General features: G+C 66.7%; 15 protein-coding genes. 6 read left to right on the forward strand and 9 right to left on the reverse strand.

Going from position 1 to position 13,222, the window contains the following annotated elements:
- The first annotated feature begins 44 nt into the window (after positions 1 to 44).
- Together ACTJKQ_RS10090 and ACTJKQ_RS10095 are read left to right on the forward strand one after the other, a co-directional pair.
- A complete protein-coding gene (locus ACTJKQ_RS10090; RefSeq protein ID WP_440596744.1) occupies positions 45 to 1,124 on the forward strand; it encodes a pirin family protein in 1,080 nt (359 codons plus the stop codon).
- A gap of 161 nt (positions 1,125 to 1,285) precedes the next feature.
- Positions 1,286 to 1,762, forward strand: coding sequence for an FKBP-type peptidyl-prolyl cis-trans isomerase (locus tag ACTJKQ_RS10095; RefSeq protein WP_056067938.1), 477 nt, complete (start codon positions 1,286 to 1,288; stop codon positions 1,760 to 1,762).
- A 48-nt stretch (positions 1,763 to 1,810) separates the two neighbouring features.
- Here ACTJKQ_RS10095 and ACTJKQ_RS10100 read toward each other — a convergent pair whose 3' ends face one another.
- Positions 1,811 to 2,944, reverse strand: a complete 1,134-nt coding sequence (locus ACTJKQ_RS10100) for a thiolase family protein (protein ID WP_440596745.1) — start codon at positions 2,942 to 2,944, stop codon at positions 1,811 to 1,813.
- Between the two features lie 30 nt (positions 2,945 to 2,974).
- Entirely contained in the window at positions 2,975 to 3,802 is an 828-nt protein-coding gene (locus tag ACTJKQ_RS10105) for an SDR family NAD(P)-dependent oxidoreductase (protein WP_440596746.1), read from the reverse strand.
- 115 nt (positions 3,803 to 3,917) lie between these two features.
- On the opposite strand from ACTJKQ_RS10105, the gene ACTJKQ_RS10110 reads away from it, so the two are divergent.
- A complete protein-coding gene (locus ACTJKQ_RS10110) occupies positions 3,918 to 4,511 on the forward strand; it encodes a TetR/AcrR family transcriptional regulator (RefSeq protein ID WP_440596747.1) in 594 nt (197 codons plus the stop codon).
- A 153-nt stretch (positions 4,512 to 4,664) separates the two neighbouring features.
- Here the strand turns inward: ACTJKQ_RS10110 and ACTJKQ_RS10115 are convergent, their stop codons facing one another.
- Together ACTJKQ_RS10115 and ACTJKQ_RS10120 are read right to left on the reverse strand one after the other, a co-directional pair.
- Entirely contained in the window at positions 4,665 to 4,991 is a 327-nt protein-coding gene (locus ACTJKQ_RS10115; protein WP_440596748.1) for a hypothetical protein, read from the reverse strand.
- A gap of 85 nt (positions 4,992 to 5,076) precedes the next feature.
- A complete protein-coding gene (locus ACTJKQ_RS10120; protein WP_440596749.1) occupies positions 5,077 to 6,015 on the reverse strand; it encodes a LysR family transcriptional regulator in 939 nt (312 codons plus the stop codon).
- Between the two features lie 117 nt (positions 6,016 to 6,132).
- On the opposite strand from ACTJKQ_RS10120, the gene ACTJKQ_RS10125 reads away from it, so the two are divergent.
- Positions 6,133 to 6,774, forward strand: coding sequence for a glutathione S-transferase family protein (locus ACTJKQ_RS10125; RefSeq protein ID WP_431151159.1), 642 nt, complete (start codon positions 6,133 to 6,135; stop codon positions 6,772 to 6,774).
- Positions 6,771 to 7,772 (forward strand): pyridoxamine 5'-phosphate oxidase family protein, encoded by a 1,002-nt coding sequence (locus ACTJKQ_RS10130; RefSeq protein ID WP_440596750.1) that lies wholly within the window; start codon positions 6,771 to 6,773, stop codon positions 7,770 to 7,772. The genes ACTJKQ_RS10125 and ACTJKQ_RS10130 overlap by 4 nt, the downstream gene beginning before the upstream one ends.
- Here the strand turns inward: ACTJKQ_RS10130 and ACTJKQ_RS10135 are convergent.
- The 4 genes from ACTJKQ_RS10135 to ACTJKQ_RS10150 all read right to left on the reverse strand — a co-directional run bounded on the left by ACTJKQ_RS10135 (position 7,666) and on the right by ACTJKQ_RS10150 (position 11,304).
- Entirely contained in the window at positions 7,666 to 8,655 is a 990-nt protein-coding gene (locus ACTJKQ_RS10135; RefSeq protein WP_440596751.1) for a TIGR03915 family putative DNA repair protein, read from the reverse strand. The genes ACTJKQ_RS10130 and ACTJKQ_RS10135 overlap by 107 nt on opposite strands.
- Before the next feature lie 15 nt (positions 8,656 to 8,670).
- Positions 8,671 to 9,963: a putative DNA modification/repair radical SAM protein gene (locus ACTJKQ_RS10140; protein WP_440596752.1), complete on the reverse strand. Its 1,293-nt coding sequence runs from the start codon at positions 9,961 to 9,963 to the stop codon at positions 8,671 to 8,673.
- Positions 9,964 to 10,099: 136 nt separating this feature from the next.
- Positions 10,100 to 10,945, reverse strand: a complete 846-nt coding sequence (locus tag ACTJKQ_RS10145) for a class III extradiol dioxygenase family protein (RefSeq protein WP_440596753.1) — start codon at positions 10,943 to 10,945, stop codon at positions 10,100 to 10,102.
- A gap of 11 nt (positions 10,946 to 10,956) precedes the next feature.
- A complete protein-coding gene (locus ACTJKQ_RS10150) occupies positions 10,957 to 11,304 on the reverse strand; it encodes a protocatechuate 4,5-dioxygenase subunit alpha (RefSeq protein WP_440596754.1) in 348 nt (115 codons plus the stop codon).
- A 76-nt stretch (positions 11,305 to 11,380) separates the two neighbouring features.
- On the opposite strand from ACTJKQ_RS10150, the gene ACTJKQ_RS10155 reads away from it, so the two are divergent.
- Positions 11,381 to 12,304: a LysR family transcriptional regulator gene (locus ACTJKQ_RS10155; protein ID WP_440596804.1), complete on the forward strand. Its 924-nt coding sequence runs from the start codon at positions 11,381 to 11,383 to the stop codon at positions 12,302 to 12,304.
- Between the two features lie 9 nt (positions 12,305 to 12,313).
- Here the strand turns inward: ACTJKQ_RS10155 and ACTJKQ_RS10160 are convergent, their stop codons facing one another.
- Complete coding sequence (locus tag ACTJKQ_RS10160) at positions 12,314 to 13,189, reverse strand: gamma-glutamyl-gamma-aminobutyrate hydrolase family protein (RefSeq protein ID WP_121421524.1); 876 nt, start codon at positions 13,187 to 13,189, stop codon at positions 12,314 to 12,316.
- Between the last annotated feature and the right edge of the window lie 33 nt (positions 13,190 to 13,222).

Genomic DNA, 13,222 nt, shown 5'->3' on the forward strand with positions numbered 1-13,222 from the left:
GCGTGCTGCCCGATAGCCGGTGGCGCAAACCCAAGGAGTCCTTGATGTCGTCCTCCCCCTCCGTGTCTTCGTCTGCCGCCAGCCTGCCCGTCGTGCAGGCCCAGGCGCTGGGTCCGCTGTGGCCCACGATGGACCCGTTCCTGTTCTGCGCCCACCATGACGACGCCTACCCCGCAGGCAATAGCGCGTTTGCGCCCGCCGTGTCGCTGGAGGGCCGCCAGATCGGCAGCGACTTCAGCCGCAAGGACGGTTGGAGCATGTACCACGGCGACACGGTGCCTGGCTTTCCGGGCCATCCGCACCGGGGCTTTGAAACCGTGACCCTGGTGCGCAAGGGCCTCATCGACCATTCCGACTCACTGGGCGCCGCCGCGCGTTTTGGCGGGGGCGATGTGCAGTGGGTCACGGCGGGCAAGGGCATCGTGCATTCGGAGATGTTCCCGCTGCTCAACGCCACCGAGCCCAACCCGCTGGAGCTGTTCCAGATCTGGCTGAACCTGCCCGCGAAGAACAAGATGGTGGAGCCGCACTTCACCATGCTGTGGAACGAGCGCATTCCGCGCCTGGTCCACCACGACGACGCAGGCCGTGCCACCACGGTGACGGTGGTGGCGGGCGCTCTGCCCGGCGCGCCCGCGCCGCTGGCGCCGCCACCCGAGTCCTGGGCTTCGCAGCCCGAGGGCGATGTGGCCATCTGGACGCTGCGCATGGACCCCGGCGCGCAGTGGACGCTGCCCGCCGCGCGCAGCCAGGGCACGCGCCGCATGCTGTACTTCTTTGTGGGCGACAGCCTGCGCGTGGGCCCGCAGGACGTGGGCCAGCACGCTGCGCTGGAGCTGGTGGCCGGGCAGGACTGGCAGCTGACCAACACCGGCGCCACGCCGCTGGAATGCCTGCTGCTGCAAGGCCAGCCCATCGCCGAGCCCGTGGCGCAGTACGGCCCGTTTGTGATGAACACACAGGCCGAGATCATGCAGGCCATGAACGACTACCGCCGTACCCAGTTCGGCGGCTGGCCCTGGCCCGACCAGGACCCGGTGCACGGCACCGAAGCGCGGCGTTTTGCGCGCTACCCCGGCCAGACGGAGGAAGAGCGCCCAGCCGAGGCCTTGTCGGGCGCATAGGGTTGTTCACCAGGCCCTGCCAAGCTTCCACGGGGCGCTGCGGCGGCCGTGCGGCGCCTCGTGGACAATCCAGGGTTTCTTTCTGACCCGCGCGGCGGCTGGTGGCATACCCCTGCCAGCCCCGCGTCGATTCTTCACCGCCTGAAAGCGCAAGCACCACCATGGCCACCACCATCACCAAAGACTCCGCCGTCACCATCACCTACAAGGTCACCACCCCCCAGGGCAAGCCGCTGGATGCGGGGCATCTGTCGTACCTGCACGGTGGCTACGAAAACATCTTCCCCAAGGTCGAGGCCGCACTCGATGGCCAGGCCGTGGGCTTCAGCACCACGCTGCAGCTGGCGGTGGAAGACGCCTTCGGCGCGCGCGATGAAAGCCTGGTGCGCACCATTCCCAAAAGCGAGTTCCCGCCCGGCGTGAAGGTCGGCGGCCAGCTGCAAGGCGTGGGCAACGACGGCCAGCCCGCCGTGTTCAATGTGGTCAAGATCAAGGGCCCCGAAGTGCATCTGGACGGCAACCACCCGCTGGCAGGCCAGGCGTTGACCTTCAGTTGCAAGGTCACTGAAGTGCGCGCTGCCAGCCCCGAAGAAGTTGCGCACCGCCATGTGCATGGTGCGCATGGCCACCACCACTGATAGTCATTCCAGAGACCGCTGCGCGGGCCTCTGATTTGCCTCTGCTGGTTATAGGGCCTCCAGCACCGTCGCAATGCCCTGGCCGCCACCAATGCACTGTGTGGCCAGCGCATAGCGGCCCTTCTCGCGCTGCAGCAGCGCAGCGGCCTTGCCCGTGATGCGCGCACCGGTGGCGCCCAGCGGGTGGCCGATGGACAGCCCACCCCCATCCAGATTGACGGTGTCTTCGCGCAGGCCCAGTTCGCGGATGCACGCCAGGGCTTGCGATCCAAACGCTTCATTGATCTCCACGACATCCAGATCACTGACCGACAGCTTCGCGCGGGCCAGTGCCTTGCGTGTGGCGGGTACGGGGCCCATGCCCATGTACGCGGGATCTACGCCCGCAGTGGCCATTGCGCGGATGCGGGCTAGCGGGGCCAGGCCGTGCCGCGCTGCATATGCGTGGGTGGTCACCAAGACAGCCACTGCACCATCGGTCAGCGGCGACGAGGTGCCAGCGGTCACCACACCATCTGCGCGGAATGCGGGCCGCAGCGCCGCCAGTGCTTCCAGTGTGGTGCCGGGGCGGATGCAGCCGTCCTGAGTCACCAGTTCGCCCGACGCCAGGGCAATAGGTACGATTTCAGCCTGCAGCAGACCGGCCTCGCGCGCTGCCGCAGCCTTGTGGTGTGACGACACGGCCAGTGCTTCCTGATCAGCGCGGCTCACCCTGTATCGGTGGGCAACGTTCTCGGCCGTCTCTCCCATGCTGATGTACGCATCGCTGTGCTCGTACAACGTGGGGTGGGCCGAGAAGTTGAAGCCCCCTTGCGGAACCATGGTCATGGACTCGACGCCAATGCACAGAAAGGCCTCGCCCAGGCCCGCCTCGATCTGCGCGGCGGCGATGTGAATAGCGGACATGGACGATCCGCAAAAGCGGTTCACCGTCATGCCGCCCACTTCGTGTGGCAGGCCCGCCAGCAGCGACACGATGCGCGCGATGTTGTTGCCTTGTGCTGCCTCCGGGTACGCGCAGCCGGCAATCACGTCTTCCAGGGTTGCAGGGTCGATTCCGGTGCGTTTCAACAGACCCGTGACCACCTGCGCGGCGAGGGCATCGGGCCGCACATCGGCCAACGCCCCCTTGCGGGCGAAGTGGAACGGGGAGCGGGCATAGGCAGAAATCAGTGCTTGCATGGTCAGACCTCGGTTGTGGTGCAGGAAGGCTCAGGCGCTGGTGGTGACCGCGTAGCGTCGGGCTGGCTGACGCAGCGACAGGAAAGGCCCGAGCGCCCGGCGCGCATCTTCCAGCGCGTTCCACTCGTGCACCGCTTCCAGCGAGGGGATGGTCACCGCCTCGCCCTGATCCAGACCGGCCAGCGCGGCATCCACCATGGCGTCCACGTCCATCAGCATGTCTTGCGGCAGGTGGCTGATGGGTGTTCCCGCGCGGTCCCAGATCTCGGTGCGTGTTGCACCCGGCATCACAGCCTGCACGCGGACGCCTATCGGCCCCAGCTCCTGCTGCAGGGACCGGGTGAGGTTCAGTAGATAGGCCTTGGTGCCGCTGTACGTGCCGTTGAACATCTCTGGCAGCAGTGCCAAAACCGAGGCAATGTTGATCAGCGTGCCCGCCTTGCGCGCCGCAAAGCCCTTGGCTGCTGCCGCAGCGAGCCGGGTGGGTGCCAGCACGTTCAGCGCCACCATGCGTTCCACGGCATCGATATCGGCGTCCAGCAATGTCCCTGTCACCGCAATGCCCGCGTTGTTGAGCAGCAGCGTGATGCTGGCGTCGTTGTGCAGACGCTGCTCCACACGGATCAGGTCGCTGCGGTCGGTCAGGTCCGCCTGCAGCACCTCGGTCTTCACCCCGCTCTCCTGCGCCAGACGGTGGGCGAGTGCAGCCAGGCGTGCGGCGTCACGCGCAACCAGGATCAAATCGTAGCCACGGCGCGCGAGACGGTCCGCGTACACGGCACCAATGCCGGACGAAGCGCCAGTGATGAGGGCTGTGCCCAGAGAGGGGCGAGAGGAATGGTTCTCTGTGGTGGTCATAAGGTTTCCTGAAATTTGTTTTAGATGATGATCGTCACGTTTAAATTATATGATGATCATCATTTAAAATGTCAAGACTAAGTTTCAGGGCTTGCAGTCCGAGGAGAGATACACAATGAAGGTCAGCAAGGAACAGATGGCGGAAAACCGTGAGCGCATCCTTGATGCGGCCGCGCAGTTGTTCCGCGAAAAGGGTTTCGATGGCATTGGTGTGGCCGACCTCATGAAGAGCGCGGGGCTCACGCATGGCGGGTTCTATGGGCACTTTGCGTCCAAGGACGAGCTGATGGCGCAGGCCAGCGCAAGGGCCTTGCACCGGCTGCAGACCGCCTGGGCAGCCATTGCGCGTGACGCTGTGGATCAGGGGCAGGACCCTTTGGCAGCTATCGAGGCGGCTTATCTTTCGCCCCGCCACCGAGATGCACCCGGTCAGGGTTGTCTGCTGGCCGCACTGGGCGGTGATGCAGCCCGGCAGGGGCCGGCCGTGCGTCATGCCGTGACCGAGGGCGTGCGCGCCCAACTGGAAGGACTGGCCACCTTGGTGCCTGGCCGTACCAAGGCTGCGAAGCGCCAGCGTGCGCTGGCCGACTATGCGAATCTGGTAGGCGCCATGGTGTTGGCGCGCGCGGTGGACGATGAAGAGCTGTCGAACGAAATCCTGAATGCAACCGCAGCCTCACTGCGCTTGCCGGAGCCTGTCCCGCGGTGAGTGCCCACGGTGCATGAAATGCAGCGCGCTGGATCTTGCGATCGCATTTCTTGTCCTCGCATTTCTGCGGGTGCTACAGCGACAGCGTGGAGCCCTGAGATAGAAAAACACAAAGCCCGCAGAGCGGGCTTTGTGTAGTGGTCGACTGGGAACTTACTTGGCTGCTTCAGGCTTGGCAGCGTCGGCTTTTTTCTCTGCTGCTGCCTTGGTCTTCTTGGCCTTCGCCTTCTTCTCTGCCTTCTTTTCTGCAGGGGCCGACGCGGTGGCGGTTGGCGTTACTGCGGGCTTGGCTTCGGCTTTGACCGCTGGTGTGGCGGGCGTGGCTGGAGTCGCTGGGGTGGCAGGCATGGCCGATGTGGCAGGGGTCGCAGGCGCCGCGGCCTTCGCGGGGGTTGCTGGCGTTGCGGGGGCCGCAGGGGCTTGGGCAAACGATGCGGTCACAAAGAAACCGGCGAGCAGGGCAGCGAGGAGCTTGTTCATGAGAAATCCTTTCAGATCGGATGACCGCCCGACACAGCGTCGGACTTAGCTATGCAACGGCGCTCGGAGGCGTTGCGATGACAGGTTACGAAGTCATTGGCAACAAGGCGTTACCGCGCCCCAGACCGCGACCGTTCAGCACCGGCTCCTTGGTCAAGCGCTCGCGTGCCCATTCCACAAAGGCGCGCACTTTCGCCGGGGCCCGCCGGCCTGCGGGGTACACGATGTGCACGGGCACGGGGGGCAGTTCGTGGTCGGCCAGCACGATGCGCAAGCGCCCAGCGCGCAGGCTGGCTGCGGCCTGGTAGGCGAGGCAGCGGGTCAGACCAATGCCTGCCTCTGCGGCGGCAATGTCGACCTCGTTGCTGTTGCTGATCCATGTGAATTGCGGCTGGCCGGTGGCGCCATCGCGAAACTTCCAGGGCGCTGGCGTGCGTGCGTCAAAGGCGAAGCCGATGGCCCGGTGGCTGCTCAGGTCGGCCGGGTGGCGTGGCTTGCCGTGTTGCGCCAGGTAGGCGGGAGACGCCACCACCAGGCGGCGCAGCGCGCCCACTTGCACCGCAGTGAGGCCGGAGTCAGGCAGGTGCGCGATGCGGATGGCCACGTCCATGCCTTCTTCGAGCAAATGCACCAGGCGGTTGACGAACAGTGTGCGCACCTGCACGCGCGGCTGGGCCTGCAAAAAGCCCTGCACGATGGGGGCCACATGCTGGATGCCGAACATCTGCGGTGCCGTGATGGACAGCAGCCCCTGGGCCTCGGCCTGTGCACCGCTGGCGGCCTGCTCGGCCTCGAGCAGGTCGTTCAGGAGGGGACGGCAGTCGTGCAAGAAGCGCTCGCCCGCCTCGGTCAAGCGCACCATGCGCGTGCTGCGCTGGAACAGCAGCACACCCAGCCGCGCCTCCAGCGCCGCAATGGCGCGCGTGACAGCCGTGGCCGAGCAGCCCAGCCGCCGGCCAGCCACGGCAAAGCCGCCAGCGTCCGCCACAGCCACAAAACAGCGCAGGGTGTCGAGATAGTCCATGCAACCCATTATTGCGGATGCCGCAATTATGAAAAGCGGTGATTGGTTATTCACATCGTGGCTTGCAATAGATATCGTCGAGCCATCTTTTCACTCACCCACCGACGAGGCTTCACCATGTTCCCTACCACCCCGCTCCAGCTGTACCGCATGCCCATCTCGGGCCATTGCCATCGCGTGGAGCTGATGCTGTCCCTGCTCGGCTTGCCCTATGAACTGATTGACGTGAATCTGCTGCGCGGCGAACACCAGCGCGCGGAGTTTCTGGCACTCAACCCGCTGGGCCAGGTGCCCGTGCTGGTGGACGCGGGCCAAGTGCTGAGCGACAGCAATGGCATCCTGGTGTATCTGGTGCAGCGCTACGCCCCCGGCAGTGCCTGGCTGCCACAAGACGCCGTGGGGCAGGCGCAGCTGCAGCGCTGGTTCAGCCTGGCGGCGGGCTTTCTGGCGCCGGGCATTGGGGGGCCGCGCTTTGCGACGTTGACGGGCCGTGCCGTGAACGAGGTGGCGCAGGCCACCGGCAAGCGCCTGCTCGCCTTCATGGAGGACGAACTGCAGGGGCGGGCCTGGTTGCTCGGGGGCTCAGCGCCCAGCCTGGCCGATGTGGCCATGGTCAGCTACACCTCGCAGGCCCATCTGGCAGGGCTGCCGCTGGATGCCTACCCGCGCATTGCGGCCTGGGTGGCGCGCATGCAGGCCTTGCCGGGCTACCCGGTGCTGGCCGACCAGCTGCCCACTGCCGAGCAGGTGGCGGCATGACAGCCACCGTGCCCGCTGCACCGGTTGGGGTGCCGGTGCCGCCCGAGGCATTCCACCCCGGTGAGCAGGCCTTGCAGGCGCGCGTGGGCGTGCGCGAGCGCATGGCGGCCGTGGGTGCGATGGTGCTGCGCGACCACATGCCCGACCAGCACCGCGAGCTGTTTGAAAAGCTGCCCACCTTGCTGCTGGGGACTTTGGATGAACAAGGCCAGCCGTGGGCCACGATGCTGGCCGGACCGCCAGGGTTTGTGCACACCCCCGATGCGCAGCGCATGCAGATCGCGACTGCGCCGGATTCCAAGGACCCAGTGCTCGCACACCTGGCGCCAGACGCGGCCGTGGGCGTGTTGGGGCTGGAGCCGCACACGCGGCGGCGCAACCGCATGAACGGGCGGGTGGCAGCGTTTGGCGATACCGGCCTGGGCGTGCAGGTGGTGCAGAGCTTTGGCAACTGCCCCAAATACATTCAGGCGCGACAGCCCGGCCTGCGCGCTGCGTTGGTCGCTCCAGGCCCGGTGCAGTGGCTGGGGGCCGGACTGGACGACGACGCCATCGCGCGTGTGCAGCGTGCCGACACCCTGTTCATTGCCAGTGCCTCGGCGCCCCGCCCTGGTGCCGGGCACAGCGAAGGCGTGGATGTATCGCACCGGGGCGGTGAGCCGGGCTTTGTGCAGGTGGCGCGCACGGAGGCCGGCGTGGTGCTGAGCCTGCCGGACTACCCTGGCAACCAGTTCTTCAACACCCTGGGCAACCTTGCGCTGCACCCGCTGGCAGGCCTGCTGGTGGTGGAATATGAAGAGGGCGGCTTGCTGCACATTGCCGCGCAGGCCGAGGTGCTGTGGGACCGCGCTGCGCGTGCTGCCTGGCCCGGCGCACAGCGTGTGCTGCGGCTCACGGTGCTGCGCGCCCTGTGGCGGCCGCAGGTGCTGCCGTGGCGCTGGACACCGCCGGTGTCGGCCCCTCAGTTCCGGGTGATGCGCGAGGCAGCGCTGGACTGAGTGGCGCACCACCAGCGGGCCGCGCACGGGGTGTTGTTGTCCCCGCGATGCGCCTGCGCGGCACGGTGGCCTCGGCCTCCACCATCTTGGCGCTGCGCTCATGTGCTGTCTGCGCCAGCTCGGTGATGAGCGCGGCCTCGGGCAGGTTGTGCCAGTAGCGCGTAGGCATCTCCTTTTTCATCATGGCCCGCTTGAGCCGCGCGGGGTTGAAGATGTGGCGGTAGTAGGTGAGCCAAAGCGCCTCGCCCGCATCGGGCGGCGGCGCGTCGCTGCGCTGCGCGCCGGGGCCGGTGTGCAGCTGCTGGCCGTCCCAGCGCACGCTGGCGTCGGGGGTGAGGATGGCCCAGCGCATCTGTGTGAAGCGGCGGATGAAGAAGCCCGCGTTGGCCACGGTGATGTAGTGGTCGGGCTCGAACCAGGCCATGTGCAGAGTCTGTCCGTCGGGTTCCACCACGGGCCGGAAGCGCACAAAGGCGTGCATCTTGTGGATGTCCCGCCGCACGCTGCGGACCATGTGGTGGGCCAACATGCGGTCGGCGTCCAGCGGGTCGTGCCGCGCGCTGTCGGCTTCATGGCCGCCCTGCGCCATGCGCCACAGCAGGCGGTACATCAGCGCAAAGCGGCCCGGGTCGCGGTGCAGGATGAGCTGCTCGCACAGGTGCAAAAAGTCGGGCGGCACGCGCAGCGGCGGCGCATCGGGGGCTGCGCTGGGCCAGGTGTCGCTGACTGCAGGTTCGGGCGCGAACAGGTCTTCGGCGGCATCCGCCAGGCAGCGCCAGTCCACAGCCTGCGGAGGCACGTTGGCTTGCACCAGGGAGCGTGCCGCTTGGCGAAAACCGGGCCAGTCGGTGGCGTGGTCCAGCGTGATGGTGTGGCGCTGCATGCGGGCCTCTCCAGCTCAGAACAGGCTGCGCTGCACCGGCGGCGGCGCCAGTTGCGCGGCGAGGTCAGCGGCGTCCAGCGCGCGGCCTGGGCGGTAGTCGGCCGCCTCCACAAAGGGCAGCACTTTCTTCAGCGGCACGTGCAGCCGCGCCAGGTCCGCATGCCGCAGGCGGCGCACGCGGCGCGCGGCCAGCAGGCGGTCCACCGTCTGCACACCAAAACCCGGCACGCGCAGCAGCAGTTCGCGCGGGGCGGTGTTGAGGTTGACGGGAAAACGCTCGCGGTGCGCCAGCGCCCAGGCCAGCTTGGGGTCCATGTCCAGCGCCAGCATGCCCACCTGACCTCCTGGGGCGCCTTGGCTGGGTGGCACGATCTCGTCGTGGGTGAAGCCGTAAAAGCGCATCAGCCAGTCGGCCTGGTACAGCCGGTGCTCGCGCACTGTGGGCGGCGCGGCCAGCGGCAGGGCGTGGGCGGCGTCGGGGATGGGGCTGAAGGCTGAGTAATACACGCGCCGCAGCTGGTGCGCGCCATACAGCCGCGCGCTGGTGGCGAGGATGATGTGATCGCTGGTGGCATCGGCCCCCACGATCATCTGCGTGCTTTGCCCGCCGGGCGCAAAGTGCGGCACGCTAGCCCGGCGCGTGGTGCGCGATTGCGGCATCGACACGATGGCCTGTGCAGCCTTCTCCTTGCGCGCGGCGCGGGATTCGCCAATGTGCACCGCCATGCGGGCCATGGACCGGTCGATGGCGGCGCTGTTTTTCTCAGGGGCCAGCGCCTTCAGGCCTTCGGCCGTGGGCAGCTCGATGTTGATGGACAGGCGGTCGGCATAGCGGCCAGCGCGTTCCATCAGCTCGGGCGACGCGTCGGGAATGGTCTTGAGGTGGATGTAGCCGCGAAAGTCGTGCTCTTCGCGCAGCACTCGCGCCACCTCCACCACCTGCTCCATGGTGTAGTCGGGGCTCTGGATGATGCCGCTGGAGAGGAACAGCCCCTCGATGCAATTGCGGCGGTAGAAATCGAGCGTGAGCCGCACCACCTCATCGACCGTGAAGCGCGCCCGGGGCACGTTGCTGGTCACGCGGTTCACGCAGTACAGGCAGTCGTACTGGCAGAAGTTGGTGAGCAGAATCTTGAGCAGCGAGATGCACCGCCCATCCGGCGCGTAGCTGTGGCAGATGCCCATGCCTTCGGTGGAGCCCATGCCGCGCCCGCCCACAGAGTTGCGCGGCGCAGCGCCGCTCGATGCACACGAGGCGTCGTACTTGGCGGCGTCGGCCAAGATGGCGAGTTTGGACTGTAAATTCACTGGATGAATTTACAGTATTTTGATTGTCTGACGCCAGTCTGGGGTCAAGCGATAGCGGCAATTTGCTCCTGATTTGATAGCTGCAATCGCATGAAAATCATGCGCTTGCAGCCAAAATTACCTGAAAATTGCTGGACTACACCGTTTCGAGGGCCATCACCGCCGTGGCCGTGTTCGAAATGGGGATGTGATAGTTGCTGTGCACCCGCCGCACCCCCGCGCTGGCGGTGGACAGCGCCCCGCGCATGGCCAGCCACATCAGCAGTTCCACGCCCTGGGTGCCGGTCTTTTCCACCAGCTCGTGCACGCTGAACTGCGTGGCCCATTCGGGGTTGCTGGTCAGGCTCTCGATGAACTGCAGGTCAAACGCCTTGTTGATGAAGCCCGCGCGCTCGCCGTCGAGCTGGTGACTCAGCCCGCCCGAGGCGATCACCGCCACCTTCTTGTCGCTGTTCCAACTGCTGATCGCCTGACCCACGGCCTTGCCCAGGGCGTAGCAGCGCTTGGCCGAGGGCAGCGGGAACTGCACGGTGTTGATACACACTGGCACCACCGTCACGGGGCAATCGCCCTCGGGCCAGAAGAGTTTGAGCGGCAGGGTGCAGGCGTGGTCCACCAGCATCTCCTGGCAGGTGGTCACGTCAAACTCTTGCTCGATGAGTGTGTTGATGAGGTGCCACGACAGGTCCACCTCGCCCGGGAACGGCGGCAGCGTGGGGATGCCCCAGCCTTCGTCGGCGTTGTTGTATTGCGCCGCCGCACCCACGGCAAAGGTGGGCATCTTGTCGAGGAAGAAGTTCAGACCGTGGTCGTTGTAGAACATCACCACCACGTCAGGCTGCTTCTCGCCCAGCCACTGGCGGATGGGTGGAAAGCCGTCGAAGAAGGGCTTCCAGTACGGATCGTTCTGCAGGCCCTTGTGGATGGCGTTGCCGATGGCCGGGATGTGCGAGGTGCCGAGGCCGCCGATGAGTTGTGCCATGTGATGTCTCCTTATTTGCCCGCTGCGACCAGCATGGCCTTGAATTCGTCTTTGGTCATGCCCGTCTGCTGCGCGCCGATGTCCTGCATGTCCAGCTTGAAGATGCCCGCGAACTTGGCCAGGTAATAGGCGTTGCCGCCCGCGGCAATCAGCTGCAGCACGTTCTTGGCGCGGATGGCGGCGGCCTGCTGCTCGTTCAGGCCGTACTTCTTCATGTACGCCTCTTCGTCGGCCAGAAAGGCCTTGCGGTTGGCCTCGTCGTTGAACGAGAAGCACATCTTGTTCAGCGCATAGCCCTTGCGGGCCTGGTCGCCATCGAACGGCGTGGTGCCGGGGATCGGGGGCAGTCGGGAAGGCATGGAAGTCTCCGGGGCTTGATGTAAGTCAGCCCGCAGTGTCGCGACGCCATTGCCAAAGATGAAGCCTCAAAACATCATCGAATGCATGAGCAATTTCGATGGATCAGCGCTGGACGGACACCTGCTGAAGCTGCTGCTGGCCGTGCTGGAGACGGGCAGCATCACGGCGGCGGCTAATCGCCTGGGCGTCACCCAGTCGGCCGTGAGCCACCTGCTCGACAAGCTGCGCGCCATTACCGGCGACCCGCTGTTTGTGAAGCGCGGGCGTGGCATCGTGCCCACCGCCCGGGCCGAGGCCCTGGCCCAGCCCGCGCGTGACATGCTGCACCAGATGCAGCGGTTTGCCCAAGGGGCCGAGTTTGACCCGAGCGCCTGGCAGACCGAGCTGACCATCGCCGCCAACGACTTTCAGCGCGACCTGCTTTTGCCCGCGCTGGCTGCGCGCCTGCGCCGCGCCGCACCGGGCGTCACGCTGCGTATCGTGCCCAGCGGCGCGCCCAGCGCCGAGCTGCTGCGGTCTGACGCGTGCCAACTGGTCATCAGCCCCCGCCCGCCCGAGGGCACCGACATCGTGCAGAAGCGTCTGTTTGAAGACCAATACCGCGTGTTCTATGACCCGGCCGTGCGCAACGCTCCGGCCTCAGAGGCGGAGTACCTGGCGGCGGACCACGCCACGGTGGCTTACGAGGCGCACCGGGGGCTGGAACTGGACCGGCAACTGGAAGCACGTGGCGTGCGCCGCCGCCTGGTGGTGCGCGTGCCGGGCTTTGCCGCGCTGCCCGCGTTTGTGCGGGGTACCTCGCTGCTCACTACAGCGCCGTCGCTGATGGGGCGCACCGCGTTGGCCGCGCTGGCGGGTGTGCCGGTGCCCGTGGCCTGCCCCAGTCTGCCCATGTACCTGATCTGGCATGTGCGCTACCAGCAAGACGCGGCACACCGCTGGCTGCGGGCGCAGCTGCAAGATGTCTTGGCCGCTGTGTTGCCTGTGGAAGGAGCCTGACCCGCAGGGTCAGTCGCGCTGCCGTGACAGCGCCTTTCGCAGCCGCCGCGCCGCCCGTTCCCGCAACGAAGGCGCGGGGCGCAGCACCGGCCGTGGGTGGGCCTTGGCCTGTTCGCACGCCGCCAGAAAGTCATTCAGGATGGCCGTGTCGTCCAGCGTGTCTGAACCCTGCTTGTGGAACTCCGGGTGCCATTGCGTGGCGGCGATGTAGCCGCGCCCTGGCGCGGGCTTGAGGCGAATCGCCTCGGGCACGCCGTCGGGCTCGCTCAGGGCCTCGACCACAAACTCGGGCGCCACGCGTTTGATGCCCTGGTGGTGGATGCTGTTGACCCGCGCGCGCGGCATGTTGGGGTACAGCTTGGCCAGGTGCGAGTCAGGCAGGATGTGGATGTCGTGAAAGTGCTGGTCGTAGGTGCTGGCGTTGCGGTGCTGCTGCGCACCGGGGTGCTGGGTCTCGATGTCCTGGTACAGCGCGCCGCCAAAGGCCACGTTGATGAGCTGCAGGCCCCTGCACACGCCAAAGATGGGCTTGCCGACCTGGGCAAAGGCTTTGACCACGGCCAGGTCGTACAGGTCGCGCACGCGGTCGCCCACCCACTCTTCGCGCAGGGGCTCCTCGCCATAGTTGCCCGGCCACACATCGGCGCCGCCGTGCATCACGATGCCGTCCAGCCATTCGGCGTAGTGGTCCAGCGTCACGTCACCACGCGCGGTCTCGCCCGTGGGGCAGGGCACCATCACCACCATGGCACCGGCCGACATCAGCCAGTGGGCGATGGACTGCTCGACGTACTGCAGCGTCTTGCCCGTGAACAGCGGGCGTGCAGGGTCGGCGTGTTGAAAGCAGGCGGACAGGCCAATCTTGAGGCGGGGGGCAGCAGGCATGGGGGGAAAGCTCCGGGCAGCGCTTGTGCGCGT

The sequence above is a fragment of the Acidovorax sp. 22279 genome (genome assembly GCF_052045435.1).
GTDB classification, from domain to species: Bacteria; Pseudomonadota; Gammaproteobacteria; order Burkholderiales; family Burkholderiaceae_C; genus Acidovorax; species Acidovorax delafieldii.

What these genes read in the sequence shown, in the direction of transcription:
- ACTJKQ_RS10090 (WP_440596744.1), top strand. Translation starts at nt 45, where the DNA reads ATGTCGTCCTCCCCCTCCGTGTCTTCGTCTGCCGCCAGCCTGCCCGTC.
- ACTJKQ_RS10095 (WP_056067938.1), top strand. Translation starts at nt 1,286, where the DNA reads ATGGCCACCACCATCACCAAAGACTCCGCCGTCACCATCACCTACAAG.
- ACTJKQ_RS10100 (WP_440596745.1), bottom strand. Translation starts at nt 2,944, where the DNA reads ATGCAAGCACTGATTTCTGCCTATGCCCGCTCCCCGTTCCACTTCGCC.
- ACTJKQ_RS10105 (WP_440596746.1), bottom strand. Translation starts at nt 3,802, where the DNA reads ATGACCACCACAGAGAACCATTCCTCTCGCCCCTCTCTGGGCACAGCC.
- ACTJKQ_RS10110 (WP_440596747.1), top strand. Translation starts at nt 3,918, where the DNA reads ATGAAGGTCAGCAAGGAACAGATGGCGGAAAACCGTGAGCGCATCCTT.
- ACTJKQ_RS10115 (WP_440596748.1), bottom strand. Translation starts at nt 4,991, where the DNA reads ATGAACAAGCTCCTCGCTGCCCTGCTCGCCGGTTTCTTTGTGACCGCA.
- ACTJKQ_RS10120 (WP_440596749.1), bottom strand. Translation starts at nt 6,015, where the DNA reads ATGGACTATCTCGACACCCTGCGCTGTTTTGTGGCTGTGGCGGACGCT.
- ACTJKQ_RS10125 (WP_431151159.1), top strand. Translation starts at nt 6,133, where the DNA reads ATGTTCCCTACCACCCCGCTCCAGCTGTACCGCATGCCCATCTCGGGC.
- ACTJKQ_RS10130 (WP_440596750.1), top strand. Translation starts at nt 6,771, where the DNA reads ATGACAGCCACCGTGCCCGCTGCACCGGTTGGGGTGCCGGTGCCGCCC.
- ACTJKQ_RS10135 (WP_440596751.1), bottom strand. Translation starts at nt 8,655, where the DNA reads ATGCAGCGCCACACCATCACGCTGGACCACGCCACCGACTGGCCCGGT.
- ACTJKQ_RS10145 (WP_440596753.1), bottom strand. Translation starts at nt 10,945, where the DNA reads ATGGCACAACTCATCGGCGGCCTCGGCACCTCGCACATCCCGGCCATC.
- ACTJKQ_RS10150 (WP_440596754.1), bottom strand. Translation starts at nt 11,304, where the DNA reads ATGCCTTCCCGACTGCCCCCGATCCCCGGCACCACGCCGTTCGATGGC.
- ACTJKQ_RS10160 (WP_121421524.1), bottom strand. Translation starts at nt 13,189, where the DNA reads ATGCCTGCTGCCCCCCGCCTCAAGATTGGCCTGTCCGCCTGCTTTCAA.